Source organism: Streptomyces sp. NBC_01261, assembly GCF_036226385.1.
Lineage (GTDB): Bacteria > Actinomycetota > Actinomycetes > Streptomycetales > Streptomycetaceae > Streptomyces.
In genome coordinates, this window is the sequence record NZ_CP108463.1 from 9,068,208 (window position 1) to 9,093,410 (window position 25,203).

The 25,203-nt window shown below is 71.1% G+C and carries 28 protein-coding genes and 1 pseudogene; 15 read left to right on the top strand and 14 right to left on the bottom strand.

Annotation, left to right across the window (positions count from 1 at the left end):
• Positions 1–31 precede the first annotated feature (31 nt).
• Positions 32–460: a type II toxin-antitoxin system Rv0910 family toxin gene (locus OG226_RS40430; protein WP_329351720.1), complete on the bottom strand. Its 429-nt coding sequence runs from the start codon at positions 458–460 to the stop codon at positions 32–34.
• 145 nt (positions 461–605) lie between these two features.
• On the bottom strand, positions 606–773 hold the full coding sequence (locus tag OG226_RS40435; protein WP_106971117.1) for a hypothetical protein: 168 nt from the start codon (positions 771–773) through the stop codon (positions 606–608).
• 219 nt (positions 774–992) lie between these two features.
• On the opposite strand from OG226_RS40435, the gene OG226_RS40440 reads away from it, so the two are divergent.
• Together OG226_RS40440 and OG226_RS40445 are read left to right on the top strand one after the other, a co-directional pair.
• Positions 993–1,544, top strand: coding sequence for a Clp protease N-terminal domain-containing protein (locus OG226_RS40440; RefSeq protein WP_329351722.1), 552 nt, complete (start codon positions 993–995; stop codon positions 1,542–1,544).
• 61 nt (positions 1,545–1,605) lie between these two features.
• Positions 1,606–2,616: an EamA family transporter gene (locus tag OG226_RS40445; protein WP_329351724.1), complete on the top strand. Its 1,011-nt coding sequence runs from the start codon at positions 1,606–1,608 to the stop codon at positions 2,614–2,616.
• 1,362 nt (positions 2,617–3,978) lie between these two features.
• Here OG226_RS40445 and OG226_RS40450 read toward each other — a convergent pair.
• Together OG226_RS40450 and OG226_RS40455 are read right to left on the bottom strand one after the other, a co-directional pair.
• Positions 3,979–4,902, bottom strand: a complete 924-nt coding sequence (locus tag OG226_RS40450) for an RNA polymerase sigma-70 factor (protein WP_328684667.1) — start codon at positions 4,900–4,902, stop codon at positions 3,979–3,981.
• A 57-nt stretch (positions 4,903–4,959) separates the two neighbouring features.
• A complete protein-coding gene (locus OG226_RS40455; protein WP_329351726.1) occupies positions 4,960–5,436 on the bottom strand; it encodes a carboxymuconolactone decarboxylase family protein in 477 nt (158 codons plus the stop codon).
• A 305-nt stretch (positions 5,437–5,741) separates the two neighbouring features.
• Here OG226_RS40455 and OG226_RS40460 point away from each other — a divergent pair.
• Positions 5,742–6,413 (top strand): annotated as a pseudogene (locus OG226_RS40460) (EamA family transporter); the annotation flags it as partial.
• Positions 6,414–6,534: 121 nt separating this feature from the next.
• Here OG226_RS40460 and OG226_RS40465 read toward each other — a convergent pair.
• Both OG226_RS40465 and OG226_RS40470 read right to left on the bottom strand, forming a co-directional pair.
• Entirely contained in the window at positions 6,535–7,170 is a 636-nt protein-coding gene (locus tag OG226_RS40465) for an FMN-binding negative transcriptional regulator (protein WP_328684669.1), read from the bottom strand.
• On the bottom strand, positions 7,170–7,856 hold the full coding sequence (locus OG226_RS40470) for a pyridoxamine 5'-phosphate oxidase family protein (protein WP_328684670.1): 687 nt from the start codon (positions 7,854–7,856) through the stop codon (positions 7,170–7,172). Before OG226_RS40470 ends, OG226_RS40465 begins: the two co-directional genes overlap by 1 nt.
• Before the next feature lie 82 nt (positions 7,857–7,938).
• Between OG226_RS40470 and OG226_RS40475 the strand changes: the two genes are divergently transcribed.
• Positions 7,939–9,270 (top strand): aminotransferase class I/II-fold pyridoxal phosphate-dependent enzyme, encoded by a 1,332-nt coding sequence (locus tag OG226_RS40475; protein ID WP_329351727.1) that lies wholly within the window; start codon positions 7,939–7,941, stop codon positions 9,268–9,270.
• A gap of 414 nt (positions 9,271–9,684) precedes the next feature.
• On the opposite strand, the gene OG226_RS40480 is transcribed toward OG226_RS40475, so the two are convergent.
• Complete coding sequence (locus OG226_RS40480; RefSeq protein ID WP_443066947.1) at positions 9,685–10,659, bottom strand: DMT family transporter; 975 nt, start codon at positions 10,657–10,659, stop codon at positions 9,685–9,687.
• Between the two features lie 74 nt (positions 10,660–10,733).
• On the opposite strand from OG226_RS40480, the gene OG226_RS40485 reads away from it, so the two are divergent.
• Positions 10,734–11,636 carry a LysR family transcriptional regulator gene (locus OG226_RS40485; RefSeq protein ID WP_329351729.1) on the top strand — a complete coding sequence of 301 codons (903 nt, stop codon included), beginning with the start codon at positions 10,734–10,736 and terminating at the stop codon, positions 11,634–11,636.
• 35 nt (positions 11,637–11,671) lie between these two features.
• On the opposite strand, the gene OG226_RS40490 is transcribed toward OG226_RS40485, so the two are convergent.
• Positions 11,672–12,139: a pyridoxamine 5'-phosphate oxidase family protein gene (locus tag OG226_RS40490; protein ID WP_328684674.1), complete on the bottom strand. Its 468-nt coding sequence runs from the start codon at positions 12,137–12,139 to the stop codon at positions 11,672–11,674.
• Between the two features lie 148 nt (positions 12,140–12,287).
• Between OG226_RS40490 and OG226_RS40495 the strand changes: the two genes are divergently transcribed.
• Entirely contained in the window at positions 12,288–12,938 is a 651-nt protein-coding gene (locus tag OG226_RS40495; protein WP_328684675.1) for a cysteine hydrolase, read from the top strand.
• A 3-nt stretch (positions 12,939–12,941) separates the two neighbouring features.
• Here OG226_RS40495 and OG226_RS40500 read toward each other — a convergent pair whose 3' ends face one another.
• The gene (locus tag OG226_RS40500; protein WP_328684676.1) at positions 12,942–13,427 is read right to left on the bottom strand and encodes a Rieske (2Fe-2S) protein; all 486 of its coding nucleotides are present in this window, start codon (positions 13,425–13,427) and stop codon (positions 12,942–12,944) included.
• 193 nt (positions 13,428–13,620) lie between these two features.
• On the opposite strand from OG226_RS40500, the gene OG226_RS40505 reads away from it, so the two are divergent.
• From OG226_RS40505 to OG226_RS40535, 7 genes are all read left to right on the top strand, one after another.
• Positions 13,621–14,376: a HipA family kinase gene (locus OG226_RS40505; RefSeq protein WP_329351730.1), complete on the top strand. Its 756-nt coding sequence runs from the start codon at positions 13,621–13,623 to the stop codon at positions 14,374–14,376.
• Positions 14,373–14,789 (top strand): DUF3037 domain-containing protein, encoded by a 417-nt coding sequence (locus OG226_RS40510; RefSeq protein WP_328684678.1) that lies wholly within the window; start codon positions 14,373–14,375, stop codon positions 14,787–14,789. Before OG226_RS40505 ends, OG226_RS40510 begins: the two co-directional genes overlap by 4 nt.
• Positions 14,790–14,925: 136 nt before the next feature.
• Entirely contained in the window at positions 14,926–15,687 is a 762-nt protein-coding gene (fabG, locus tag OG226_RS40515) for a 3-oxoacyl-ACP reductase FabG (protein ID WP_019059411.1), read from the top strand.
• 43 nt (positions 15,688–15,730) lie between these two features.
• On the top strand, positions 15,731–16,501 hold the full coding sequence (locus tag OG226_RS40520; protein WP_328684679.1) for an SDR family oxidoreductase: 771 nt from the start codon (positions 15,731–15,733) through the stop codon (positions 16,499–16,501).
• 199 nt (positions 16,502–16,700) lie between these two features.
• A complete protein-coding gene (locus OG226_RS40525) occupies positions 16,701–18,275 on the top strand; it encodes an ABC transporter substrate-binding protein (protein WP_329351732.1) in 1,575 nt (524 codons plus the stop codon).
• A 112-nt stretch (positions 18,276–18,387) separates the two neighbouring features.
• Positions 18,388–19,071, top strand: coding sequence for a uracil-DNA glycosylase (ung, locus tag OG226_RS40530; protein ID WP_329351734.1), 684 nt, complete (start codon positions 18,388–18,390; stop codon positions 19,069–19,071).
• Between the two features lie 146 nt (positions 19,072–19,217).
• A complete protein-coding gene (locus OG226_RS40535) occupies positions 19,218–19,784 on the top strand; it encodes a hypothetical protein (RefSeq protein WP_329351735.1) in 567 nt (188 codons plus the stop codon).
• Between the two features lie 61 nt (positions 19,785–19,845).
• Here the strand turns inward: OG226_RS40535 and OG226_RS40540 are convergent, their stop codons facing one another.
• On the bottom strand, positions 19,846–20,334 hold the full coding sequence (locus OG226_RS40540; protein ID WP_329351737.1) for a hypothetical protein: 489 nt from the start codon (positions 20,332–20,334) through the stop codon (positions 19,846–19,848).
• A gap of 137 nt (positions 20,335–20,471) precedes the next feature.
• The gene (locus OG226_RS40545) at positions 20,472–20,984 is read right to left on the bottom strand and encodes a DinB family protein (protein WP_329351738.1); all 513 of its coding nucleotides are present in this window, start codon (positions 20,982–20,984) and stop codon (positions 20,472–20,474) included.
• A gap of 106 nt (positions 20,985–21,090) precedes the next feature.
• Here OG226_RS40545 and OG226_RS40550 point away from each other — a divergent pair, with 106 nt between their 5' ends.
• Positions 21,091–22,002, top strand: a complete 912-nt coding sequence (locus OG226_RS40550; protein WP_329351739.1) for a Gfo/Idh/MocA family protein — start codon at positions 21,091–21,093, stop codon at positions 22,000–22,002.
• On the opposite strand, the gene lnt is transcribed toward OG226_RS40550, so the two are convergent.
• Complete coding sequence (gene lnt, locus OG226_RS40555) at positions 21,920–23,494, bottom strand: apolipoprotein N-acyltransferase (protein ID WP_329351740.1); 1,575 nt, start codon at positions 23,492–23,494, stop codon at positions 21,920–21,922. The genes OG226_RS40550 and lnt overlap by 83 nt on opposite strands.
• Before the next feature lie 149 nt (positions 23,495–23,643).
• A complete protein-coding gene (locus OG226_RS40560; protein ID WP_328684687.1) occupies positions 23,644–24,159 on the bottom strand; it encodes a nuclear transport factor 2 family protein in 516 nt (171 codons plus the stop codon).
• 92 nt (positions 24,160–24,251) lie between these two features.
• Here OG226_RS40560 and OG226_RS40565 point away from each other — a divergent pair, with 92 nt between their 5' ends.
• Positions 24,252–24,992 (top strand): SDR family NAD(P)-dependent oxidoreductase, encoded by a 741-nt coding sequence (locus OG226_RS40565; RefSeq protein WP_328684688.1) that lies wholly within the window; start codon positions 24,252–24,254, stop codon positions 24,990–24,992.
• A 3-nt stretch (positions 24,993–24,995) separates the two neighbouring features.
• Here OG226_RS40565 and OG226_RS40570 read toward each other — a convergent pair whose 3' ends face one another.
• Positions 24,996–25,175, bottom strand: a complete 180-nt coding sequence (locus OG226_RS40570; RefSeq protein WP_328684689.1) for a hypothetical protein — start codon at positions 25,173–25,175, stop codon at positions 24,996–24,998.
• Between the last annotated feature and the right edge of the window lie 28 nt (positions 25,176–25,203).

The following is a 25,203-nucleotide window of genomic DNA, read 5'->3' on the forward strand; positions in this document are numbered from 1 at the left end:
TTCCCGTTCCTGCGGTGCCCCGGCGCGTTCCTCAGGCCACCAGCCCGGCCAGTTTGCGCAGCGACTCGTTCAGGGCAGCCGTACCCGAGTCCTTCAGTTTGCCCGCCATCAACGACACCGCCGCACCCGTGAACTCACCGTCGATCCGGACCGTCGTGGCGTTGCCGTCGGGCGTGAGCGTGTAGCGCGTGGCGACGTTCACGGCCATCGGGCCCTTGCCGCGGATGGCGAACACCCGGGCCGGTTCGACCTCCTCGATGGTCCACTCGACCTCGGCCGGGAAGCCCATCAGCTTCATGTTCTCCTGGAAGGTCCCGCCCACCGCGAGTACGTCCGGGCCGCCCTTGGGGAAGTTGGTGTGCGTCGCGTTCCACTCGCCGTACGCGGACCAGTCCGTGAGCTGAGCCCACACCTTCTCGGCCGGGGCCTCGATGCGTGCCTCCGCGCTGATTTCGGCCATGCGACCACCTCTTCGTATCGGGCTACCGTGTCGCGGAACGTAGCCGCAGGGCGCGCAACATTCAATACTGATGAACCGTCAGGAATTGTGTACGTGACGGGAATTGCGCACGGCGGCCGACTTGCCCGGTTCGGCCTCGCGCGGTTCAGCTCACCCGTCGTATGACCGCCGCGTCGAAGAGGTCCCACGCGCGCGGGTGGGCACTTTCGTCGTGGCAGTGCCACGCGTCCCAGAACAGATCGGCGAGCAGCGCGTCCTCCGGGGCGTACACCCGGTACACGTACTGCCTGCCGTCGACCGCCGGTAATGCCACCAACCAGCACCTGCTCTCCACGTTCGCGAAAGACGTACGCCGGGTGCAGGGCGGTTGCGCACGGGGCGCGCGGCGGCCGGGCGCGCGCCTCTCGGGGTCAAGGGGCGTGATCTCATCCGTAAGGAGGAGATTCCGTCGGCCCGGGTCCACTCTGTGTGGGACGCCGAAATGCAACCCTCCGGGGATGCCCTCAATGCGGGGGACTGATGGGGTAAGAGTGTGCAACCCCGTATCCCCAGGCAGTCGGCCCGCGAGCAAGGAATCCACCGCGCGGACAGCGATGCCAGACTCAGTGCAGAGCTGGCAGCGGTGATCGCCGGTGCGCGCCGCCGGGCCCTGCGGGACGGGGACCGACAGATCGACACGGCCCACCTGCTGCACAGCCTCCTGGAGTCGGACCCCGAGGCGCGCGCCGTCTTCGGTGACGGCCCGCAGATCGCCCGACTCCTCGGCTACCTCGTCCAGCGCAGCATCGGCTACGGCCTCCGCTGGCAGGGCGCGGTCGAGGACTCCGGCGCGATCCCCGTGATCCCCGCGGCGGAAGGCTGGTCGCCGCTGGCCGCCGGCGCCCTGGAGTACGCCTGCGAGCGCGCCGAACTCCGCGACGGCGACCTGGCCTGCGGCATCGACCTCCTCGCCGCGATCGTCGCGGACCCGGAGTCCCGCGCGGTCGAGGTCCTGCACCGCGCGGGTATCGAGTCCCCCGAGGTGCTGATCTGGATCGAGGGGCGCTTAGGGGAGTACGTCAGGGGCGCCGAGACGGGTTGCTGACAGTCCACGCCCTGAGACAGGTGTCATCAGGGGCGACGCTCCTGTCATCCCCTGTCATCATGTGCCCGTGCATACGTCTGAGAGCAGTGCGGCCGGAGGTGGCGGCGGCAAGAGTGTCGGGCTGGGCCTGGCACTCGGGTCCGCGTTGGCCTTCGGGGGATCCGGGGTCGCGGCGAAGCCGTTGATCGAGGCGGGGCTCGACCCGCTGCACGTGGTGTGGCTGCGGGTGGCCGGCGCGGCCCTCGTGATGCTGCCGCTCGCCGTACGGCACCGCGCGCTCGTACGGAGCCGTCCCGCGCTGCTCCTCGGGTTCGGGCTGCTCGCCGTGGCCGGTGTCCAGGCCTGCTACTTCGCTGCGATCTCCCGCATACCCGTCGGGGTCGCCCTGCTCGTGGAGTACCTCGCCCCCGCCCTCCTGCTCGGCTGGGTGCGGTTCGTGCAGCGGCGCCCCGTCACCCGTGCCGCCGCGCTCGGTGTCGTCCTCGCGGCCGGCGGCCTCGCCTGTGTCGTCGAGGTGTGGGCGGGCCTGACCTTCGACGCCGTGGGACTGCTGCTCGCGCTAGCCGCCGCCTGCTGCCAGGTCGGCTACTTCGTTCTGTCCGACCAGGGCGGCGACGCCGGCGTCGAGGCCCCCGACCCGCTCGGCGTGATCGCCTACGGCCTCCTCGTCGGCGTCCTCGTCCTGACCGCCGTGGCCCGCCCCTGGACCATGAACTGGTCGATCCTCGCGGGCGACGCCCATATGAACGGCACCGCGGTCCCTGCCGCCCTCCTGCTCGCCTGGATCGTCCTGATCGCCACGGTCCTGGCGTACGTCACCGGAGTCGTCTCCGTCCGCCGCCTCTCCCCGCAGGTCGCGGGCGTCGTGGCCTGCCTCGAAGCGGTCATCGCGACCGTCCTCGCCTGGATCCTCCTCGGCGAACACCTCTCCGCACCGCAGATCATCGGGGGAGCGGTGGTCCTGCTGGGCGCTTTCATCGCCCAGTCCTCCGCACCCACGAAGAGCTCCGCGGAACCGGTGGCCGGCGGCGCCCCGGAACGAGAGCCGGCCATCCGGGAGACGACGGCCTGAGCGCGTCGCACGACAGGTCGCCCCGCCGTCCCACCACCCACCACATCGGCACCTGCGGCCTACCGCCCCGACGCCCGCCGCAATCGGCCCACCGCCCGGCCCACCGCCTACCGCCTACCGCCCGCAGGCTTGCCCGCCTGCTGCCTGCTGCCTGCTGCCTGTCGCCTGCTGCCCGCCGCCCGCCGCCCGCAGGCATGCCGGCTTGCCCCCTGCCGACCCGGCTCCCGGGGCCTGCCGTTCGCCTGCCGTCCGGGCGCCCCCGCCGCGATCGGGCCGCCGCCTAACGCGTGCGGGCCTGTCGTTTGCGCGCTATCCGCGATCGGCACGCCGCCTAATTCCTGCGGGTCTGCCGCGCACTGCGACCGGCCGTCGCCTGTCGGCTCGCCGCCACGGCCTGACGTCTTGCCGCTCGCCTGTTGTCCGGGTTGGCGCCGCGATGGTCCCGAATGCCTGCCCGCCGTCCCGGTGTTCACTGCGATCGGCCGGCATCCCACGGACTGCCGCCTGTGGACCTGCCGCGCACTGCGACCGGCCGTCGCCTGTCGTCTTGCCGCCTGTCGGCTGTCCGGGTTGGCACCGCGATGGTTCCGAATGCCTGCCCGCCGTCCCGGTGTTCACTGCGATCGGCCGGCATCCCACGGACTGCCGCCTGTGGACCTGCCGCGCACTGCGACCGGCCGTCGCCTGTCGTCTTGCCGCCACGGCCTGTCGTCTTGCCGCCTGTCGGCTGTCCGGGTTGGCACCGCGATGGTTCCGAATGCCTGCCCGCCGTCCCGGTGTTCACTGCGATCGGCCGGCATCCCACGGACTGCCGCCTGTGGACCTGCCGCGCACTGCGACCGGCCGTCGCCTGTCGGCTCGCCGCCCACGGCCTGTCGTCTTGCCGCTCGCCTGCTGTCCGGGTTGGCACCGCGATGGTCCCGAATGCCTGCCCGCCGTCCCGGCGTTCACCGCGATCGGCCGGCAGCCCACGGACTACCTCCCGTGAGCCTGCCGCCCACCGCGATCGCCCGCCGCCTGCCGTCCCGGCTCCCACGGCTTGGCGTCTCGCCAGCCGCCTGCCATCCGGGCGCTCCCCGTGATCGGCCCACCACCCGCCGCCTAACGCCCGTGGGTCTGCCGCCACCCGCGACCGGCCGTCGCCTGTCGGCTCGCCGTCCACGGCCTGGCGTCCCGCCGCCTACCGCTCGCTGCGACCGTCCCGCTGCCTACCGCTCGCCGCCCCCTCCGCAGGCTGTGGTTATTTCTAACCGGTCATCTGGGTATACGGTGGTTAGATTTGCCCCCGGCTTCCAGCGCCCCCCACGCCAGACCGCCCGCGGGCCAGCCGCCCGTCGCGGCCGGCCCGCCGTCCACCGTCCGTCAGCTCGGTCGGCGGCGTGCCTGTCTCAGTTCGCGGTCGACGGCCCAGGCGTCGGCGACCGGGCCGATGTGGCCGAGCTTGTCGGGGTTGATCACCGCGCGGATGGTCTGGATCCGGCCGTCGAGGACGTCGAGGGCCAAGGTGTGGAGCACCTTTCCGTCGCGGTCGCGGAAGAGCGCGCCGGGCTGGCCGTTGACCTCGTGCGGTTCGTACGACACGTCGATGCGGATCAGCCAGGGGAAGACCGTGCCCAGGACGCGGGCCACGTTTTCCGCCCCGGCCACGGCCTTGGCCAGTTGGGGTGCCTTTCCGCCGCCGTCGCCGACGAACTGCACGTCGGCGGCCAGCAGTTCACGCAGTCCGCCCACGTCGCCGTCCTTCAACGCGTCGAAGAACCGGGACGCCAGTTCCTCCCGCTCCTGCCGGTCCGCGGCGAACCGGGGCCGCCGGTCCGCCATGTGCCGCCGCGCCCGTACCAGCAACTGCCGGCACGCCGACTCCGAACGACCCACGGTCGTGGCGATCTCGTCGAAGCCGAAGGCGAACACCTCCCGCAGCACGAACACCGCCCGCTCCAGCGGGCTGAGCTGCTCCAGCAGCAGAAGGGCCGCCATCGACACCGAGTCGGCCAACTCCACGGACCGCGCCGGATCCTGGTACGGGTCGCTCAGCAGCGGCTCGGGAAACCACGGGCCGACGTACTCCTCCCGCCGCACCCGAGCGGAACGCAACACATCGATCGCGATCCGCGTCACCGTGGCCGACAGGAAGGCCTTGGTCGACGTGGGCCGGGTCGCCGAGCCGTCGAACCGCAGCCAGGTCTCCTGCACCGCGTCCTCGGCCTCGCCCACACTGCCCAGAATCCGATAGGCGATCGAGAACAGCAGTGGCCGCAGTTCCTCGAACTCCTCGACCTTGCTCACGCCGAATCCCCTTCCCCTGATGGCCTAGTTGGTGCCCGTCTCGCTCAGCAGTCCCGTTCAGCCGAACAGGCCGGGCTCGTAGTCGCCCGCACACGGCTGGCGGGTGATGATGTTCAGCCGGTTCACCGAGTTCATGAAGGAGACCAGGATGACCAGAGTGGTGAGCTGCTCGTCGTCGTAGTGCTTGGCGGCGTGCGCCCACACCTCGTCGCTCACCCCGCCCGCCGCGTCCGCGACCCGGGTCCCCTCCTCGGCCAGTTCCAGCGCGGCCCGCTCCGCCTCGGTGAAGACCGTGGCCTCCCGCCAGGCCGCGACCAGGTTCAGCCGCACCGAGGTCTCGCCCGCCGCGTCGGCCTCCTTGGTGTGCATGTCGATGCAGATGGCGCAGCCGTTGATCTGGCTCACGCGCAGCGCCACCAGTTCCTGCGTCAGCGCCGGCAGCGCCGACCCCTTCAGCGTCCTGCCCACCGCCATGAACTGCTTGGCGGCCTTGCCGGCGATCGGGCTGGAGAGGTAGTTCAGTCGTGCGTCCATGGTGTGTCTCCGTGGGCTGTGTCGTCCGTGGTTACACCCCCGAGACGAGACAGCCCGGCTCCCTGTGACATCGGCGAATATGACCTGCGTCTCCCACCCGTCGGCCCCTGGTCCGGCCGCCGTGTACGCGAACGCACTCGTTCGTCCGCCGCCCGCCGTCTGAGGCGGGCCCCCGGATCCCAGGCCCGGCCCGGCACAGGACATCGCCGGGCGGAACGGTGCCGCCGGCAGAAGTAGCCCACGGACCCGCCGACAGGGGTCCCTCGTCGCACTTCTGCACTTCTGCACCTCTGCGGAGACCCCTCGTGTCGAACACCGCTCTCGGCCTGCCCGTCGGGCGAGGCCTGCTCTACCTGACCATCGCCCGAGCCGCCTGGGGCACCGCGGGCGCGCTCGCAGCCTTGGCCTACCGGACGAGTGACCTCGGCCCCCTCGCCCTGTCCTCCCGGCGCTGCGCGGCCGGTTTCGTCCTGCTGCTCGCCGTCCACCGCATACGACGGCCGCGGGGCCGCCCCGCCGCCGTAGCCGGACCACTCCGCCGCAAGGTCCTGCGGACGGTGATGACCGGCCTGGGACTGGCCGTGTTCCAGACGGCCCACTTCGCGGCCGTCGAGGTCACCGGGCCCACCGTGGCGACCGTCGTCACGCTCGGCGCCGGACCCGCCCTCGTCGCCCTCGGGGCGCGGCTGACCCTGGGCGAGCGGCTCGATGCCGGCGGCACGGTCGCCGTGGGCGGGGCGCTCGCCAGGCGCGCGGTTCCGTCCCTGGCCCGGCCGTGACCGTACGTCCGTCGGGCGTGCTGCTCGCGCTCGGCTCGGCGGCCGGTGGTTCGGCGATGACCCCTGCTGACCTGGCGCTGGGGGCGCGTAGGCGCAACCGACGCGTCCGCCAAGGCAGTTGGGACGTTCACGGTCACCAGCCTGTGCCGGCTGCCGTTCGCCCTGGCCGAGGGGCTGGTACCGCACACCGCCCGGCCGGGCCCCCACGACCCCGGCCGGCACCCTGCTGATGCTCACCTCGGTCGCGGGCCTGGCGGTGACGGAGGCGCGCGGGGCGGCAGCGGACGAACAAGCCCTCACGTGAGAGGAGTTCCGCCCCTCAGCCCGCGCGTCGCCGCCGTAGCAAATGCTCTCGCGCCACCGCGTCCCGAGGCCCATCCCGATCCACGAGCCCCGCCGCGATACGGTCCTGGACCTCGGCCGACCGCTTGCCCGCGTACTTGAACTTCGCCCGTACGCCGGTCACTTCGAGCCGCACCACCCGGATGCCGGACAACAGCCGTCCGTACGGTGCCTCGCCCGCCGCGACCGTCAAGGAGCCGCCCTCGGGCTGGAAGTGGCCGACCTGGCGGTTGAGCAGGGTCGCCGTCTCGGCGGGGTCGTCCACCAGGTGGGCGGTGCACCGGAGTTGGACCGCAGCGTAGAAGCTGGTCGGCACGCCGTGCTCGGGCGGGCCGGCCGGTTCCGCCTGCCAGGGGCCGGGGACGTAGACGTAGTCGTCCACGACGCTCAGGACCACCTGCGGGTCTGCCGCCAGCGCGGACAACAGCGGGTTGGGGCGGGCGAGATGGGTGATCGCCTCGCCGCGCTCCGGGTCGTAGGCGAAGTGGAGGGGCTGGACGAACGGGGGTTCGCCGGAAGGGCCGTTGGCGGCGAGTTGGCCGAAGTCGTGCACGGCGATCCAGTGTTGCCACTCGGGGTCGTCGCGCGGCGCGTCCCAGGGGTGGATGAGCATTACAACGCGGCCAGGTAGGCGGGGAGTTCGGTGCCGGGGGACAGGTCGTCGTTCGGGAGCGGGGTTCCGTAGGCGGGGGAGAGCGGGACCACTCCGGCCCAGTGGGGGAGGTCCAGGTCCTCGGGGTCGTCGTTCGCGCCGCCGCTGCGGAGCTTGGCGGAGACCTCGTCGAGGTCGAGACGGATCACCATGGTGGCGGCGAGTTCCTTCTTGTTGGCGGGCCGCGAGTCCGCCGACCGGCCCGGCACGACGTGGTCGACCAGCGAGTCCAGCGCCGTCCGCTTCTCCTCGGGGTCCGTCACCTGGTGGGCGATGCCGTGCACCACCACGGAGCGGTAGTTGATCGAGTGGTGGAAAGCGGAACGGGCCAGCACCAGACCGTCGACGTGCGTGACCGTCAGGCAGACCGGCAGCCCCGGGTCGGCCTGCCCCGTCATCCGCAGCGGGCGCGCGCCCGTCGACCCGTGCACGTACAGCCGCTCGCCGACCCGCCCGTACAGCGTCGGCAGCACGACCGGCATGCCGTCGCGCACGAAGCCGAGGTGGCAGACGTAGGCCTGGTCGAGTATCGCGTGCACCAACTCCTTGTCGTACGAAGCCCGTTCCGCGGAGCGCGTGGGGACGGTCCGGTCGGTCGGCGTGTAGGCGGCGGGCGGTGACGTCGGCTGCGAGGTGGTCCCCTGCATGGTGCTCTCCGTTGGTGTGTTCGCTGTTCGGGGGTCTGGTGCCCGATTGCTATCTGTATTGCACTAGTGCATAGTGTGCTTTGTGCTAGGAGGATATCGGATCGAGGGGCGACGCGCAGCGGACATTGCGGCGGACGTCGAGCGCGCGGTGGGTTCGGGAGAGTTGAAACCCGGGCAACTGCTGCCGCCCATGCGGGAGTTGGCGGTCGAGCTGGGCGTGAACCCGAACACGGTCGCGGCCGCGTACCGGACGCTGCGTGAGCGCGGGGTCATCGAGACCGCCGGGCGCCGGGGCAGCCGGGTACGGCCCAAGCCGGCCACGACCGGGCGCGAGCACATCCGGGTCGACGTGCCGACGGGGGTGCGCGACGTGTCCCACGGCAACCCGGATCCGGCACAACTGCCTTCCCTGGTGCGGGCGTTCACCTCGGCCGCCGAGCAGTCCGACCGGCAGCCGGTCATGTACGGCGACGACCCGGTCGAACCCGACCTGGCCCGCATCGCCCGGTCCGAGCTGGACGCGGACGGGGTGCCGGAAGGCCCCGTGGCCGTCACCTCAGGCTCCCTGGACGCCATCGAGCGCGTCCTCGCCGCCCATCTGAAACCCGGGGACACCGTCGCCGTAGAAGACCCGGGGTGGGGCAGCCTGCTCGACCTTGTACCGGCGCTGGGGCTGCGCGTGACGCCCGTCCGCGTCGACGACGAGGGGCCGCTCCCGGACGACGTGCACGCCGCGCTGGAGTCCGGCGCGCGGGCGTTGATCGTCACCGACCGGGCGCAGAACCCCACCGGAGCCGTGGTGAGTGCCACGCGCGCGCGTGCGTTGCGTTCCGTGCTCCGCCGCCACCCGGAGACCCTGCTGATCGAGGACGACCACGGCCACGGCATCGTCGACCAGCCCCTGCACCCCCTGGCCGGCACCACCCGCACCTGGGCCTTCGTCCGCTCGGTGGCCAAGGCCTACGGCCCCGACCTACGGCTGGCCGTGCTCACCGGCGACGCCGTCACCCTCGACCGCGTCCGAGGCCGCCAACGGCTGGGCCCGGGCTGGGCCAGCCGCATCACCCAGCGGGCCGTGGCCCGCCTGTGGGCCGACGGCGCGGTCGACACCCCGGCGGTGGCGTCCGCGTACGGCGCTCGCCGCGACGCGCTGATCGCCGCGCTCGCCGAACGCGGGGTCGCCGCCCATGGCATCAGCGGCCTCAACGTGTGGATCCCGGTACCGGACGAGACCGGCGCCGTCTCCCGCCTCCTCCACGCCGGTTGGGCCGTGGCCCCGGGCGCCCGCTTCCGCCTGGGCGCACCGCCGGGGATCCGCGTCACCGTCTCGACGTTGACGCCGGATGAGGCCGGTCCGCTGGCGGAGGCGGTCGCTTCGGCGAGTGGTCCGGCGCCGGTTCGGGGTTATGTCTGAGGCTGGTTCGCGGCTTGGGGGGAGTGCGCTGCCGGGCATGGGTGTGACCGTGTCGATGCTGACCGCCGATGAGGCCGGTCCGCTGGTGGGGGCGGTCGCTTCGGCGAGTGGTCCGGCGCCGGTTCGGGGTTATGTCTGAGGCTGGTTCGCGGCTTGGGGGGAGTGCGCTGCCGGGCATGGGTGTGACCGTGTCGATGCTGACCGCCGACGAGGCCGGTCCGCTGGTGGAGGCGGTCGCTTCGGCGAGTGGTCCGGCGCCGGTTCGCGGGGCGCATGTGCGTTGGCCGGGCCGTTGCCCCTGCCACCCCCTGTCGTCCGTATCCACCTGAGCGCGCAGCTAGGAGGCCGACGCCGATTCACGGCAACGGCCGCCCCTGCGCAGGCCCCTACGTCCCCTCGCCCGCGCCGCGCCACCTACCGCTTGCCCCTCGCCCGCACCTGCGTAAGCGCCGCCCCCGCCAACACGATCACCGCCCCGACCGGAGTCGACCAGGTCAGCGACTCGCCCAGCATCGCGACGCCCGCCGCCGTGGCGATGACCGGGATGAAGTACGTGACCATCTGCGCGGTGGTGGGGCCGACTTCGGCGACCAGGCCGTACTGGAGGAGGACGGCGAGACCCGTGCCCAGGGCGCCCAGCGCGGCGATCGCCAGCAGGGGGAGGGCGGGGAAATGGGTCGGTATGGATGTGAACAGCGGGGTGACGAAGGCCAGTTGGAGGGTGGCCAGGAGCAACTGTGCTCCCGTCAGGGAGAGATGGGAGACGGTGGTGCCCGCCAGCGTGCGGCGGACGTAGATCCAGCCGATCGGGTAGCTGAGCGAGGCCAGCAGCGCCATCGCCGTGCCCCTGGCGTCCAGGCCGCTGAAGCCCTGCCACGCGCCGAGGACCGTCAGGACGCCCAGGAAGCCGAGGCCGAGACCGGCGACGCGGACGCGGGTCGGGCGGTCCTCGGAGAGGGCGACCAGGGAGAGGGCCATGCCCCACAACGGCGAGGTCGCGTTGCAGATGCCCGCGAGCGTGGACGGGATCGTCAGCTCGGAGTAGGCGAAGAGGGAGAACGGCAGGGCGTTGAGCAGGAACGCGGCGACCGACAGATGGGCCCACGTACGCGCACCGCGCGGCAGCCGCTCCCGCTTCACCGCCATCGCCGCCGCCAGCACCACCGTCCCGAACAGCAGCCGCCCGAACGTGACTTGGAAGGGCGCGTAACCATGTGTGCCCACCTTGATGAGCAGGAAGCTGAAGCCCCAGATGAGGGAGAGCGCCCCGAAGCGCAGCCGCCAGTCGAGGGCGCGGCTGGGGAGAGGAAGGGGGAGGGGCGTGGTGGTCTCCCCGGCCTGCTTCAGGGCGGCGTCGGCGGTGGTCGCGGCGGTGCTGACTGTGCTCATGGATACCAAGATCCTGGCCCAGACCTCGTAGCACAAGCGAGATTTGGCGCCAGCTATCTCGTAGTATCGCTTACATGTTAAACCTGGAGCGCCTGCGCACCCTGGACGCCCTTGCCCGGCACGGCTCGGTCAGCGGTGCGGCCGAGGCGCTGCATGTGACGACCTCGGCCGTGTCGCAGCAGATGTCCAAACTGGAGCGGGAGGTGGGACAGCAGCTCCTCGCCAAGAACGGGCGAGGCGTACGGCTCACCGACGCCGGCCGGCTGCTCGCGGAGCACGCGGGCCGCATCCTCTCCCAGGTGGAACTGGCCCAGGCCGACCTGGAGGCCCAACGTGGCCAGGTGGTCGGCGAGTTGAGGCTCTCCGCGTTCCCGACCGCCGCCCGCGGCCTGTTCCCCACCGCGCTCGCCGCCCTGCGCGCCCGCCACCCCGCCCTGCGCGTCCGCTCCACGGAACAGGAACCGGAGAGCGGCATCGCCGGCGTCGTACGCGGCGACCTCGACCTCGCCGTCGTCCTCGACTGGTACAACAAGCCGATGCCGCTCCCGGACGGCCTGGTCAAGGCCCCGATCCTGGACGACCCCGCCGACGTGGCGATGCCGTCCGGCCATCCGCTGGCCGGGCGCGACGAGGTGGACCTCGGGGAGTTCGCCTACGACGAGTGGATCACCTGGGCCGAGGGCGAGTTCTGCCACGAGTGGCTGATGTTCACCCTGCGCTCCCGCGGCATCGAACCGATCATCGGGCACCGCGCCGCCGAGACCCACACCCAACTCGGCCTGGTAGCAGCAGAGTTGGGCGTCTGCATCGCCCCCCTCCTCGGCCGCAACCCCATGCCCACCGGAGTCGTCACCGTCCCCCTGAAGCAACGCGTCCGCCGACACGTCTACGTCGTCTGGCGCGCCGACGCCGACCGCCGCCCGTCCATCCGCGCGGCGGTCGAGGCACTCCAGGCGGCGGCCGAGACCGTCGGCTAAGGGGACCGGGCAATCCGAAAGGGCCGCCAACTGCCCTACAGCGCCCCCAACTTACGGAAGTCCCAGGACGCAAGCGTGTCCGGCGTCAGTCGTACCCACGCGTGCCGCCCGTCGTACGGCATCGCGTCGAGCCCGAAGTTCTTCTGGGCGAACAGCTTCTCCACGGGGACGAGTTCGGGATGCGGCTCGCCCGTGCGGGGGGCCTCGCCGACGAACTCGACGGTGCCGGAGAGTTCGACGCCGCGCAGCTCGTCGTAGGCGTGACCGCCGTCGATGACCACCGCGACGCGCGGGTCGCGGCGGAGGTCGGACCAGCGCTTGCTGCGGGTGATCGAGTACAGCCAGAGCGAGGTGCCGTCCCAGGCGAACCAGAGGGGGCTGACGTGCGGGGCGCCGTCCGTGGAGGTGGTCGCGACGCGGCAGGTGCGCTCGGTGGTGAGGAACTCGTCCAGTTCCTCGGGTGTCATCATGATCTTCCGGCCTCGACGCTGAGTGGCGGTCATGCGATCCCCTTCGACTACGGCACGAGCGGCGGACAGCCGCTTCTGACGTCGCGTCAGAAATCGGGCCTGAGGAGCGTCGGCCGTCTTCCCTCCGCACGCGATGCTCGTTACTGTCGCCCGCCCCGCCCGTCGACGACAAGGGAGAGCCATGCCGTCGCACGAACAACTCGGTGAGATCCTCGACACGGTGAGTACTGTCCTGCTGACCGTCGAATGTCAACAGGGGGTGGTCGGACCGGACAGCGCGCTGCCCGAACTCGCCCTCGCCGCACGCCAGTCGGGTGCGCTCGCGAACGTGGCCCGCCTGGTCGCCGCCGCGCACGAGAGCGGGGTGCAGGTGATCCACGCCGTCGCCGAGCGCCGGCCGGACGGCCGCGGGGCGAACCGCAACGCCCGGCTGTTCCGCGCCGCCGAACGCCTGCCCGTACAGCAGTTGTCGGGCACCGCGGCGGTGCGCGTGGCGCCGCCGATCGAGGTCGCCGAGGAGGACTTCGTCGTACGACGGCTGCACGGTCTGTCGCCGATCCAGGGCACCGAAGTCGACGCGCTGTTACGGAACTTGGGCTGCCGCACACTGATCGTCACCGGCGTCTCGGCCAACGTGGCGATTCCCAACGCGGTGTTCGACGCCGTCAACCGCGGCTACACCGTCGTCGTCCCCGGGGACGCCATCGCGGGGGTGCCCGCCGACTACACCCCCGCGATGATCCGCAACACCCTCGCATTGGTCGCTACGGTCGCGACCACGGACGAGGTGCTGGGCTGTCTCGAACGACCGCGCAGGGCACGTCGCGGCTGACCGTCACGCCAGCGTGATCGAGTCCCCGGAGACGGTGATCTGCTCGGCGGGCAGGCCCTGCGTGGCCGGGCCCTTCTTGACGCTGCCGTCGGTGACGGAGAACTCGCTGCCGTGGCAGGGGCAGACGATGGCCCCGCTGCTGATGCTGCTCACCGCACAGCCCTGGTGGGTGCATTTCGACGAGAACGCCTTGTAGGTGCCCGCCGTCGGCTGGGTGACCACCACGCCCTTGCTGGCGAAGATCTTGCCGCCGCCCTCGGGGATGTCGGAGGTCTTCGCCAGCTCGGTGCCACCCGCGTCGCCCTGGGCGGTGGACGCGCCGGCCGTGCTGGTGGAGCCCGAGGTGTCCGAGGAGCTCGACGTGCCCGACGACGAGTCGTCGCCGGACGAGCACGCGGTCAGCGCGACGGCGAGTCCCGCCGCGCCGACCGCCGCCAACGCGGTGCGACGGGACGGCGTCGTGACGGGTTCGAACGATTCGCTGGTCATGCTGACGTTCCTTCCATGGAAAGCATTCGTGGATGTGCAAAGGGGTACGAGGTGCGGGCGACCGTCGTTCAGACGGTGTCGAGAGCTTGGCCTTACCGAGATCAGGAACACGTAAAACGTCCCTGTCGTTCCGCTGTCGACCGCGCATAAGCCCTGGCCAGGCACCACCAACAGGCACCAGTAACCTGGGGCGATGCTCAAGGAAGTCATCGCGACCCGCTACATCACGCCCCTGCGCGAGGGCGGCTCGCTGCCGGGGCTCGTCGAGGGCGACGACCTCGGGACCTACGTCATGAAATTCAGCGGCGCCGGACAGGGCCGCAAGACACTCGTCGCCGAGGTCGTCGTGGGGGAACTGGCCCGCCGGCTGGGCTTCCGGGTGCCCCGCCTGGTGACCCTCGACCTCGACCCGGTGCTGGGCCTCGGCGAACCCGACCAGCAGGTACAGGAACTGCTGAAATCCAGCGGCGGCACCAACCTCGGCATGGACTTCCTGTCCGGCGCGCTCGGCTTCGACCCGCTCGCCTTCACGGTGAGCCCCGAGGAGGCCGGCCGGATCGTCTGGTTCGACGCGCTGGTCAACAACGTCGACCGCTCCTGGCGCAACCCCAACCTCCTGGTGTGGCACGGCGACCCGTGGCTCATCGACCACGGCGCCACCATGATCTGGCACCACAACTGGCCCGGCGCCCAGACCTCCGCGGCCCGCCCCTACGACGCCACCGACCACGCCCTCGCCCGCTTCGCACCGGACGTCGCGACCGCGGCCGTGGACCTGGCACCGAGGGTCACCGGGGAACTCCTCGCCGAGGTCACCGCCGAGATCCCCGACGCCTGGCTGACCGGCGAACCCGGCTTCGACACCCCGGACCTCCTCCGTGAGGCGTACGCGGCACCCCTCCTCGCGCGCGTGCCCTTCCTCCACGACCGCATCAAGGGACTCCAGTGACCGAGCGCCACATCATCCGCCCGAGCGAGGCGAACACCCGGGACGTCTTCGAGTACGCCCTCCTCCGGGTCGTACCGCGCATCGAGCGCGGCGAGTGCGTCAACGCCGGGGTCCTCGTCTACTGCCGCGCACAGTCCTACGTCGGCGCCCGCACCCATCTGGACGAAGCGAGGCTGCTCGCTCTCGACCCGCATGCCGATGTGGCCGGGATCAGGGCCGCGCTCGGCGCCGTGGAAGGTGTGTGTGCGGGTGGAGAGGCGGCCGGGCAGGCGGCTGTGGACGATGCCGGGCGGCGGTTCCGGTGGCTGATCGCGCCCCGGTCCACCGTGGTGCAGCCGGGGCCCGTGCACACCGGGCTGACCGTCGATCCGGCGGCCGAGGCGGAGCGCCTGCTGGACCTGCTGGTGAGGTAATGGATCACACCCGGCTCATGTGGCGTTGACACCGGGTGCCAGGGCTTCTAGCGTCACGTCTGCCGAAGGTACTAAGCGGTCGCTCACCGGCGGGCCGCGCAGGGCGAGAGATTCTCAAGGGCGAGGAGAACCAGCAATGTCCACCACTGAGCAGCGGGTCGCGATTGTCACCGGCGGGGCGCGGGGCATCGGCGCCGCCACCGCCGTACGCCTCGCGGCCGAGGGCCGCGCGGTCGCCGTGATCGACCTCGACGAGGCCGCCTGCAAGGACACCGTGGAGAAGATCACCGCGGCCGGCGGCAAGGCCCTCGCGGTCGGCGCCGACGTCTCCGACGAGGCGCAGGTCGAGGCCGCGATCACGCGGATCGTCGCGGAGCTGGGCGCGCCGACGATCCTCGTCAACAACGCGGGCGTGCTCCGCGACAACCTGCTCTTCAAGATGAGCGTCGCCGACTGGGACACCGTCCTGGGCGTCCACCTGCGCGGCTCGTTCCTGATGACCAAGGCCGTCCAGAAGCACATGGTCGACGCGGGCTTCGGCCGGATCGTCAACCTCTCCTCGTCCTCCGCCCTCGGCAACCGCGGCCAGGCCAACTACTCCGCCGCCAAGGCCGGTCTGCAGGGCTTCACCAAGACCCTCGCCATCGAGCTGGGCAAGTTCGGCATCACGGCCAACGCCGTCGCCCCCGGCTTCATCGCCACCGACATGACCGCCGCCACCGCCGCCCGCGTCGGCATGGGCTTCGACGACTTCAAGGCCGCGGCCGCCACCCAGATCCCGGTGCAGCGCGTCGGCGAGCCCGACGACATCGCCAACGCCGTCGCCTTCTTCACGAACGAGGCGGCCGGTTTCGTCTCCGGCCAGGTCCTGTACGTCGCCGGCGGACCGCTCAACTAGGGAACACCGGAACACGGGACACGGGACACGGGACACGCGAAAAATGACTGAACAGCCTGAACTGCCTGAACTCTCCGGCAAGGTCGCCGTCATCACCGGCGCCAGCCGCGGCATCGGCTACGGCGTCGCCGAGGCGCTGCTCGCCCGCGGCGACCGGGTCTGCATCACCGGCCGCAGCGAGGACGCCCTCAAGGAGGCCGTCGACGCGCTCGGCGCCGAGCGCGTCATCGGCGTCGCCGGCAAGGCCCACGACGAGGCCCACCAGGCCGTCGTCGTCGAGCGCACGATGGAGGCCTTCGGCCGCGTCGACTTCCTGGTCAACAACGCCGGTACGAACCCGGTGTTCGGCCCGATCGCCGACCTCGACCTGAACGTCGCCCGCAAGGTCTTCGAGACCAACGTCATCTCTGCGCTCGGTTTCGCCCAGAAGACCTGGCACGCCTGGCAGAAGGACAACGGCGGCGCCATCGTCAACATCGCCTCCCTCGCGGGCGTCTCCGCCTCGCCGTTCATCGGCGCTTACGGCGTCAGCAAGGCCGCGATGATCAACCTGACGCTCCAGCTGGCGCACGAGTTCGCGCCCGGCGTACGGGTCAACTCGATCGCCCCGGCGGTCGTGAAGACCAAGTTCGCCGCCGCCCTGTACGAGGGCCGCGAGGCGGAGGCCGCCGCCTCCTACCCGCTGGCCCGGCTCGGCGTGCCGTCCGACATCGGCGGCACCGCCGCGTTCCTGACCTCGGACCAGTCCGACTGGATCACCGGCCAGACCCTCGTCGTCGACGGCGGCATCCTCCTGAACGCCGGAGTCGGCTGACCGATCCGTCCGGGCGCCGATTTCTTTGCTGTTCCCTTGACGGAATCGGCGCCCGTGTCAGGACATGGAACGCGCACAGCCGAATGACAACGTCGTCATAAAAACGCTGCTCAACAGCCTCGTCCGAACCAGCTTTTCCGGCCGGGGAACTGCGGTACGGTCTGCCGACCCTTGGTACGGCGGATCGAGGAGCGTGCGTGTGTTCAACCGGAACCGAGGCCTGCGGGCGGGCGCGGCGATCGCGTCGATATCCCTGGCGGCCGGATGCGGTGTGTTCTCGGACGGGAATTCCGACGACCGGGGAGCCATCGTCGTCGGCACCACCAGCGCCCCCACCACACTCGATCCGGCCGCCTCCTGGGACGGCTCCTGGGAGCTGTTCCGCAACATCTACCAGACGCTCCTCGCCTACCCGTCCGGCGCGACCTCGCCCGAACCGGACGCCGCCGAGTGCGCGTTCACGGACGGGTCGAACACGACGTACCGCTGCGAACTCCGCGCGGGCATGAAGTTCGCCGACGGCGACACCCTCGACGCCAAGGCCGTCAAGCACTCCATCGACCGGATCCGGCAGATCGACGCCTCGGGCGGACCCGCCGGCCTGCTCGGCAGCCTCGACCGCGTGCAGGTCCGCGGCGACCGCGAGGTGGTCTTCCACCTCAACAAGCCCGACGCCACCTTCCCGTTCGTGCTCGCCACCCCGGCCATGTCGATCGTCGACCCCGACGACTACCCCGCGCACTCCCTGCGCAAGGACGGCAAGGTCTTCGGCTCCGGGCCGTACACCCTGAAGTCGTACGACGACGGGAAACAGGCCCGACTCGTCCGCAACGACCGCTACAAGGGCTTCGCCAAGCGCGAGAACAGCGCGGTGACGATCCGCTACTTCCAGGACTCGGGCACCATGGTGAAGGCGCTGCGGGACGGAAAGATCGACGTCACGTACCGCGGTCTCGCCGCCGACGACATCATCTCCCTCCAGGGCCGCGCCTCGAAGAGCCTGCAACTGGTCGACGGCTCCGGCACCGACATCAACTACCTGGTGTTCAACCCCAAGGACAAGTGGGCCGGGAACCTCGCCGTCCGCAAGGCCGTCGCCCAGCTCGTCGACCGCGGGGCGATCACCCACAAGATCTACCGCGACACCGTGGACCCGCTCTACTCGATGGTCCCGAAGGGCCTCACCGGCCACACCACCGCCTTCTTCGACGACTTCGGCGACCCCAGCGTCCCCAAGGCACGCAAGCTCCTCACCGACGCGGGCATCAACCGGCGCGTCCCGCTCACCCTCTGGTACACCACCGACCGCTACGGCTCCGAGACCGCCCTCGAATTCGGCGAACTGAAGCGGCAGTTGGACAACTCCGGGCTGTTCTCGATCACGCTGAAGAGCCGCCCCTGGAAGACGTACGTGACGGGCTACCAGAAGGGCGAGTACCCGGTGTTCGGGCGCGGCTGGTCCCCGGACTTCCCCGACGCGGACAACTTCATCGCGCCGTTCGTGGGGAAGCAGAACGCGCTCGGCACGCCCTACCCGTCGACCAGGATCACCGACGTACTGCTGCCCGAGTCCCGCCGGGAGAGCGACCGGGCCGACGTGGTCAAGGAGTTCGAGGACGCCCAGCAGGTCCTGGTGGACGACGCGCGGCTGCTGCCGCTGTGGCAGGGCCGGCAGTACGTGGCCGCGAGCGAGGACGTCTCCGGCGGGGAGCAGGCCCTCGACCCGTCGACGATCATGATGATGTGGGAGCTGTACCGCAAGACCAGCTGGTGACACGGCTTTCGGCACCCGTTGTCAGTGGCCGCCTGTAGGTTCTGGGCATGGCAGCGACCGCACCGCGCGGTCGCTCCGCATCGCAGTCGCCGCACACCGTAAGGAAGTTGACGTGACCGACATCTCCATGCTCCCCGAGTCCTGGCGCGGGGTCCTGGGCGACGAGCTTCAGCAGCCCTACTTCAAGGAGCTGACCGAGTTCGTCGAGGAGGAGCGCGCGAAGGGTCCCGTCTTCCCGCCGCGCGAGGAGGTCTTCGCCGCCTTGGAGGCGACGCCGTACGACCAGGTGAAGGTCCTGATCCTCGGTCAGGACCCGTACCACGGCGAGGGCCAGGGCCACGGCCTGTGCTTCTCGGTCCGCCCCGGCGTGAAGACCCCGCCCTCCCTGCGGAACATCTACAAGGAGATGAAGGAGGAGCTGGATCTGCCGATCCCGGACAACGGATATCTGATGCCATGGGCCCAGCAGGGCGTCCTGCTCCTCAACGCGGTGCTCACGGTCCGCTCCGGCGAGGCCAACTCGCACAAGGGCAAGGGCTGGGAGAAGTTCACGGACGCGGTGATCCGCGCGGTCGCCGACCGCTCCGACCCGGCGGTCTTCGTCCTATGGGGCAACTACGCGCAGAAGAAGCTCCCGTTGATCGACGAGGAGCGCCACGTGGTGGTCAAGGGCGCGCACCCGTCCCCGCTCTCCGCCAAGAAGTTCTTCGGCTCCCACCCGTTCACCCAGATCGACGAGGCCGTCGCGCAGCAGGGCCACACCGCCATCGACTGGCGCATCCCGAACCTGGGCTGACCTCACCGGGGCCGGTCCGGGGCCATGGCGAGGGACGACAACGTGGTAGATGCGCGTGCCACACCCCGCGTCTGCGGCATGATCCGCCGGGCAGGCCCTAACGTCGACGGGGACAGCCAGGGTGGCTGGCGAGTGCGGAGGACGCGGTGGCGGAGCGACAGGAGCAGGCGGCGCCGGACGCTCTGCTGACGCGGATCGGACAGATCGTCATGCTGCACCACGGCGGCGACCGCGAGGAGGCCCGGGACCGCCTGCTGGGCCTCTGGGTGGAGCTGGGCGAGGACGGCGACCCACTCCACCGCTGCACACTGGCCCACTACCTCGCCGACACCCAGGACGACCCGACCGACGAACTCGCCTGGGATCTCAGGGCGTTGTCGGCGGCGGACGAGCTGACGGACGGGCGGGACGCGGGAGACCCCGGGGAGACCGAAGACTCCGGGGACATGGGGAACGCCGGCCAGGAGGGGGCGATCACGATCCGCGCCTTCTACCCCTCCCTGCACCTCAACCTCGCCGCCGACTACGTGAAGCTCGACCGCCCGGACGCCGCCCGCACCCACATCCGCCGCGCCCGCGACGCCTGCACCGTCCTCGCCGACGACGGCTACGGCAACGGCGTGCGGGCCGCGATCGGCCGGCTGGAGCTGCGACTGGGCGACGGGGACGCGGGCGGGGGCGAGAGCTGGGGACCGCCGAGACCGCGGCCGTAGGGTCCGGTCGGGACAGGGGTCCCGGGGTCCGGGTGGCAGTGGCTCCGGAGTTCCCCGCGTTTCAACGGCCGTACGTCTGGCCGCAGATGATCGACTGCGGGCTGTCCGACTGCCAGCCGCCGTACTTCTTGCCCAGCGCGCAGACGTCCTGCGTGTTCTTGGGCACCGACTTCACCACGTCGGGGATGTTCGCGCCCGACTGCCGGGGGCGGTGCGGCTTCGGGTGCGGATGGGGGTGCGCCTGCGGGTGGGAGTGCGGGTGCGAGCGGGAGACCGGTGCCTGGGCCGCCTGCGGGGGCTGGACCGGTGCGTGGTGCGGCGGATGCGTCGCGGGTCTCGGATGGTGGGACGGGTTGATCAGTTCCAGCGCCTCCCGCGCCGGGGCCTGTACGACCTGCGGCTCCGCGCTGCCGTCCGGGCGTGGCACCGACGCTTGGGTCGGTGCGGCCGGGGAAGCGGGGGCCGCCGGCCGCTGGACCGTCACACAGCCGGAGAGGGCCGAGACAGCCACGGTGACCAGGAGCGTTGCGGTGGTCGTCGTTCGATGCACCCGCGCAACTCTGCTGGTTCCGGACCCGGTTGGGACAGCGGACGGGCGGATGATGCCCCACACGGGTGATCTCCGCCCCCTTACGGACGGCGCGCGCCCGCTCCGGGTGACGTGACGTCAGCCGCCGGTCACCGGTGTCAGTCGCCGGTGTTCCCGTCGATCCGCTCACGCAGCAGGTCGGCATGGCCGTTGTGCCGGGCGTACTCCTCGATCATGTGGGTGTGGATCCAGCGCAGGTTGAAGCGCTCGCCGGTGCGCCGGTGCTTGCCCACGGAGATGTTGTCCAGGGTGAACCGGGCCGCGTGCTCGTTCGCTGCCGCGATCTCGGCCTGCCAGGTCGCGTACGCCTCGGCCCAGGTGTCCGCCTCGGTGAGGTGGAAGTCGCCGTCCGGGTCCTCGTCGCTGTAGTAGATCGGGGTCAGCTGCTCGTCCGACAGGACCCGGCGGTACCAGCTGCGCTCCACCTCCGCCATGTGCCGCACCAGGCCCATGAGCGTCAGGTCGGACGGCTCCACCGAAGCGGTCCGCAACTGTTCGTCGGTCAGGCCCTCGCACTTCTGGGCGAGGGTCGCCCGGTGGTACGTGAGCCAGCCGTCCAGCATGGTGCGTTCGTCGGCGGTGGTGGCGGGTTCACTGCGCTCGATGGTCATCCCCGCATCCTCGCGTGCTCCGCCCGCCCGCACCAGCGGATATTCCCCCGCCGTATGCTTCCGAGGAGGTACACGAGGTACCGCTGGGCGAGCGTTGGGAGACTCCGTGAAGGTCGGCTGCATCGGGCTCGGAGACATCGCGCAGAAGGCCTACCTGCCGGTTCTCGGCGGGCTGCCCGGGGTGGAGCTGCATCTGCAGACCCGCACGCCCGCCACCCTCGCCCGGGTCGCCGACGGCCTGCACCTCCCGGCGGACCGGCGGCACACGGACCTCGACGCGCTCCTCGCGCAGGGCCTCGACGCCGCGTTCGTGCACGCGCCCACGATCGTGCACCCCGAGATCGTCACCCGGCTTCTTGAGGCGGGGGTGGCGACATACGTCGACAAGCCGCTCGCCTACGAACTGGCCGACTCCGAGCGGCTGGTGCGGCTCGCGGAGGAGCGGAACGTGTCGCTCGCGGTCGGCTTCAACCGCCGCCACGCCCCCGGGTACGCGCAGTGCCTCGACCACCCGCGCGAGTTGATCCTCATGCAGAAGAACCGGATCGGGCTCCCCGAGGAGCCGCGCGCGATGATCCTGGACGACTTCATCCACATCGTGGACACCCTGCGGTTCCTGGTGCCGGGCCCGGTCGAGGACGTGACCGTGCGCGCCCGCACCCGGGACGGACTGCTGCACCACCTCGTGCTCCAGCTCTCCGGCGACGGCTTCACCGCGCTCGGGGTGATGAACCGGCTCAGCGGCTCGGTCGAGGAGATCCTGGAGGTCTCCGGCCAGGACACCAAGCGTCAGGTCCTCAACCTCGCCGAGGTCGTCGACCACAAGGGCCAGCCGACGACACGGCGCCGAGGGGACTGGGTGCCGGTGGCCCGGCAGCGGGGCATCGAGCAGGCCGTCCTCACGTTCCTCGACGCCGTGCGCGCCGGCAAGGTGCTCAGCGCCCGGGACGCGCTGGCGACTCATGAACTGTGCGAGCGGGTGGTACGAGAGGTCGCGGACCGGTCCGCCGCAGCCTGAGCGCCTGTACCCCCTCGCCGGCGCACATGGCCGCGAGGATCAGCAGCGCCATCCCCACCGGCCAGGCGCCGTAGCGGACGTACGGCGTGATGCCGTGGGCGAGCGGGACGTCGTAGACCTGGGTGGTGCTCTTGTTCGTGCCCAGCCAGGAACCGATGCGCTGTCCGCTCGGGCCGTAGACGGCGGAGACGCCGGTCAGGGTGGCGTGGACGATCGGGCGGCCGGTCTCGGCGGCGCGCAGGGCGGCGAGGGTGGCGTGTTGTTCGGGGGCCCAGCTGTTCTGGAACGACGAGGTCGACGACTGCGCGAGCAGGACGTCGGCGCCGTCCTGAGCTAGGTGGCGGCTCATGTCGGGGAACGCGGTCTCGAAGCAGATCAGCGGGCCGATGCGCAGCCCGTGCCCCACGTTCATCACCACCTGCTCGGTGCCGTGCCTGCGGTCCACGCCCGCCGCCTTGCCTACGGAGGTGGCCCAGCCGAGCAGCGAGCGGAACGGGATGTACTCCCCGAAGGGGACGAGCCGCATCTTGTCGTAGCGATCGCCGGTGAGACCCTTCGGGCCGACCAGGATCGAGCTCTTGTAGATGCCGGGCTTGTCGGAGCGCTGGGCGTCCACGTTGACCAGGATGTCGGCGCCGGTCTCCTTGGAGAGGGCGGCGATACGACGCGCGAGATCGGGCCGTTTGGTCAGATCGAAGCTGACGCTGCTCTCGCCCCAGGCGATCAAGTCGACGTTCCGACCGACCAGTCGGCGGGTCAGCTGCTCCTCGCGGTCGAAGCGCCGGGCGCCGCTCTCGTCGCCGTCGATGATCCCGGGCTGTACGACGGCGATCCGGACGCGGCCGTCGACGTCGGGGCGCGGCGACCACACCCAGGCGGCGGAGGTAGCGGCGGCGGTGGCCAGGAGCCCGGCGACGGCGGGCACCCGGGACTCGCGCACGGCGACGAGGACGGCGACCGCGACGTTGACGGCCACGACCAGGAAGCTCAGCAGCCACACCCCGCCGACGGACGCGAGCCGCAACGCCGGTTCCACCTGCCACTGGGTGGAGCCGAGCAGCCCCCAGGGGCCGCCCAACCCCTGCCAGGACCGCACGAGTTCGACCATCAGCCAGCCCGAGGGCAGCACCAGCAGCGCGGCACCGCCCCGCCGGGGCGACGGCACGCCCCCGAGGAAGCGGCGCACCAGCCAGCCCCACGGCGCCCACAGCACGCCCAGCAGCCCCGCGATGACCACGATGAACACACTCAGGCTCGGCACCAGCCAGCTGTGCACGGCCAGCATGAACCCGAGCCCCCCGAACCAGCCGTCGTAGAGCGCCCGCCGCCCGGTCGGCGCGGAGCGTGTCAGCAGGATCCAGGGGACGAGCGCGACGTAGGCGAACCACCACAGGGACGGCGCCGGAAACGCGAACACGGGCAGGGCGCCCGCGAGCACGGCGAGCAGGGAGCGCCGCCACGGAGAGGCGAGCCAGTCGCCGAAGGTCTTCATACGGCACCTCCCTACCCGCTGATCGCTCCAGTGTGCGTGCCGGGGAGGATCTCGCACAGAGGACGTCGACCGGGTCGTCCGAGTCCGGCCATCTCAGTCCGGCCATCTCAGTCCGGCTGTCTCAGTCCGGCCATCTCAGTCCGGCCGACTCAGTGGATCACGGCCTGCGGGCGCCGGTCGGGAAGACGCCGCCACTTCTCCTCCACGACGACCTCGGTCAGCCGCCAGCCGTCGTCCGTCCGCAGCAGCCCGAACGCGTACCGCCCGCCGCATACGAAGTCGGGAGCGGTGGAGCGGTCGCCGTCGCCGCTGATCTCCTGATCCTGATCCTCGTCCCTGGCGAAGCGCATCGGATTGACGTAGTCGGCCTGGACGCGTGCGGTGTCGTCGGTGTGCTGATCCAGGGCTCCGAAGTGGATCCGCCGGTTCACGATCAGATGCTGTCGCATCGAGAACAGTCCCAGGCTCTCCGTGAGCCACCCGGCGATCTCTTCCGCGTTCCCCTCGATCCCTCCGGCGGACCGGTAGTCGGCACGCCCGTCCGGGGCGAACAGTTTCCGGTACGCCTCCCAGTCGCCGTCGTCCACCGCCACCGCGTATTCGGTGATCACTTCGTCCACGGCCAGCCGGTCCATCACAATCGCCAGTTCCACACGCTGCGTCATCGGCTCAGTGTTGGCTACGGAGCGTGTCGCGCCAAGGGGGACGCGGATACAAGGTGGGGAACATTCGGTGGTCGTCGTCCCGAGGAGTGCTCATGAAACGTCTTGTCACGGTCGTCACCGGGGGCAGCCGGGGGATCGGTGCCGCGACCTGCCGACGGCTCGCGGAGGACGGGCACGACGTGGTCGTCGGCTACCTCCGGGACGCGCAGGCCGCCGAGGACGTCGCGGAGGCGGTACGGCGGGCCGGTGCCCGTTCGGTCTGCGTACGGGCGGACACGTCCGTCGAGGCAGACGTCGAGCGCCTCTTCACCGTGGCCGAGAAGCAACTCGGCCCCGTCACAGGCCTGGTGAACAACGCCGGGGTGACCGGCCCGTTCGGCCGCCTCGCCGACACCGACCCCGCCGACCTGCGCCGCGTCGTCGAGGTCAACCTGCTGGGGACACTGCTGTGTTCACGCCGCGCGGCGCGTGCGATGACGGCACGGGGAAACGGCGTGATCGTGAACGTCTCGTCCGCCGCCGCGACCCTCGGCAGCCCCGGCGACTACGTCCACTACGCCGCGACGAAGGCCGCCGTCGACACCCTCACGCTCGGCCTGGCCAAGGAACTCGGCCCCGACGGCATCCGCGTCAACGCGGTCGCGCCCGGCGTCATCGACACGGAGATCCACGGGAGATCCGGCGACCCGGACCGCGCCGAGCGGTTGGCGGCGTCGATCCCGCTGCGCCGCGCCGGCCGGCCCGAGGAAGTCGCCGCGGCCATCGCCTGGTTGATGTCACCGGAGGCGTCCTACGCGACGGGGACGGTGGTGCGGGTGTCGGGCGGGCGGTGAGCTTCAGGCCGCCGCGATGACCTCGTCACGTATCGCCTTGGCCCACTCGACCACCAACAGCTCGTATTCCTCCCGCTCTTCGGTCGAGAGCGAGCCGCCCGCACGCAGCCAGAGTGCCCGGATCTGCTCGTTCACCTCGGAAGCAGACCGCACGGAACCAGGGGCCACGGAATCGGGGGACATGTGAACAGCCTAGGGGCAAGGACTGACA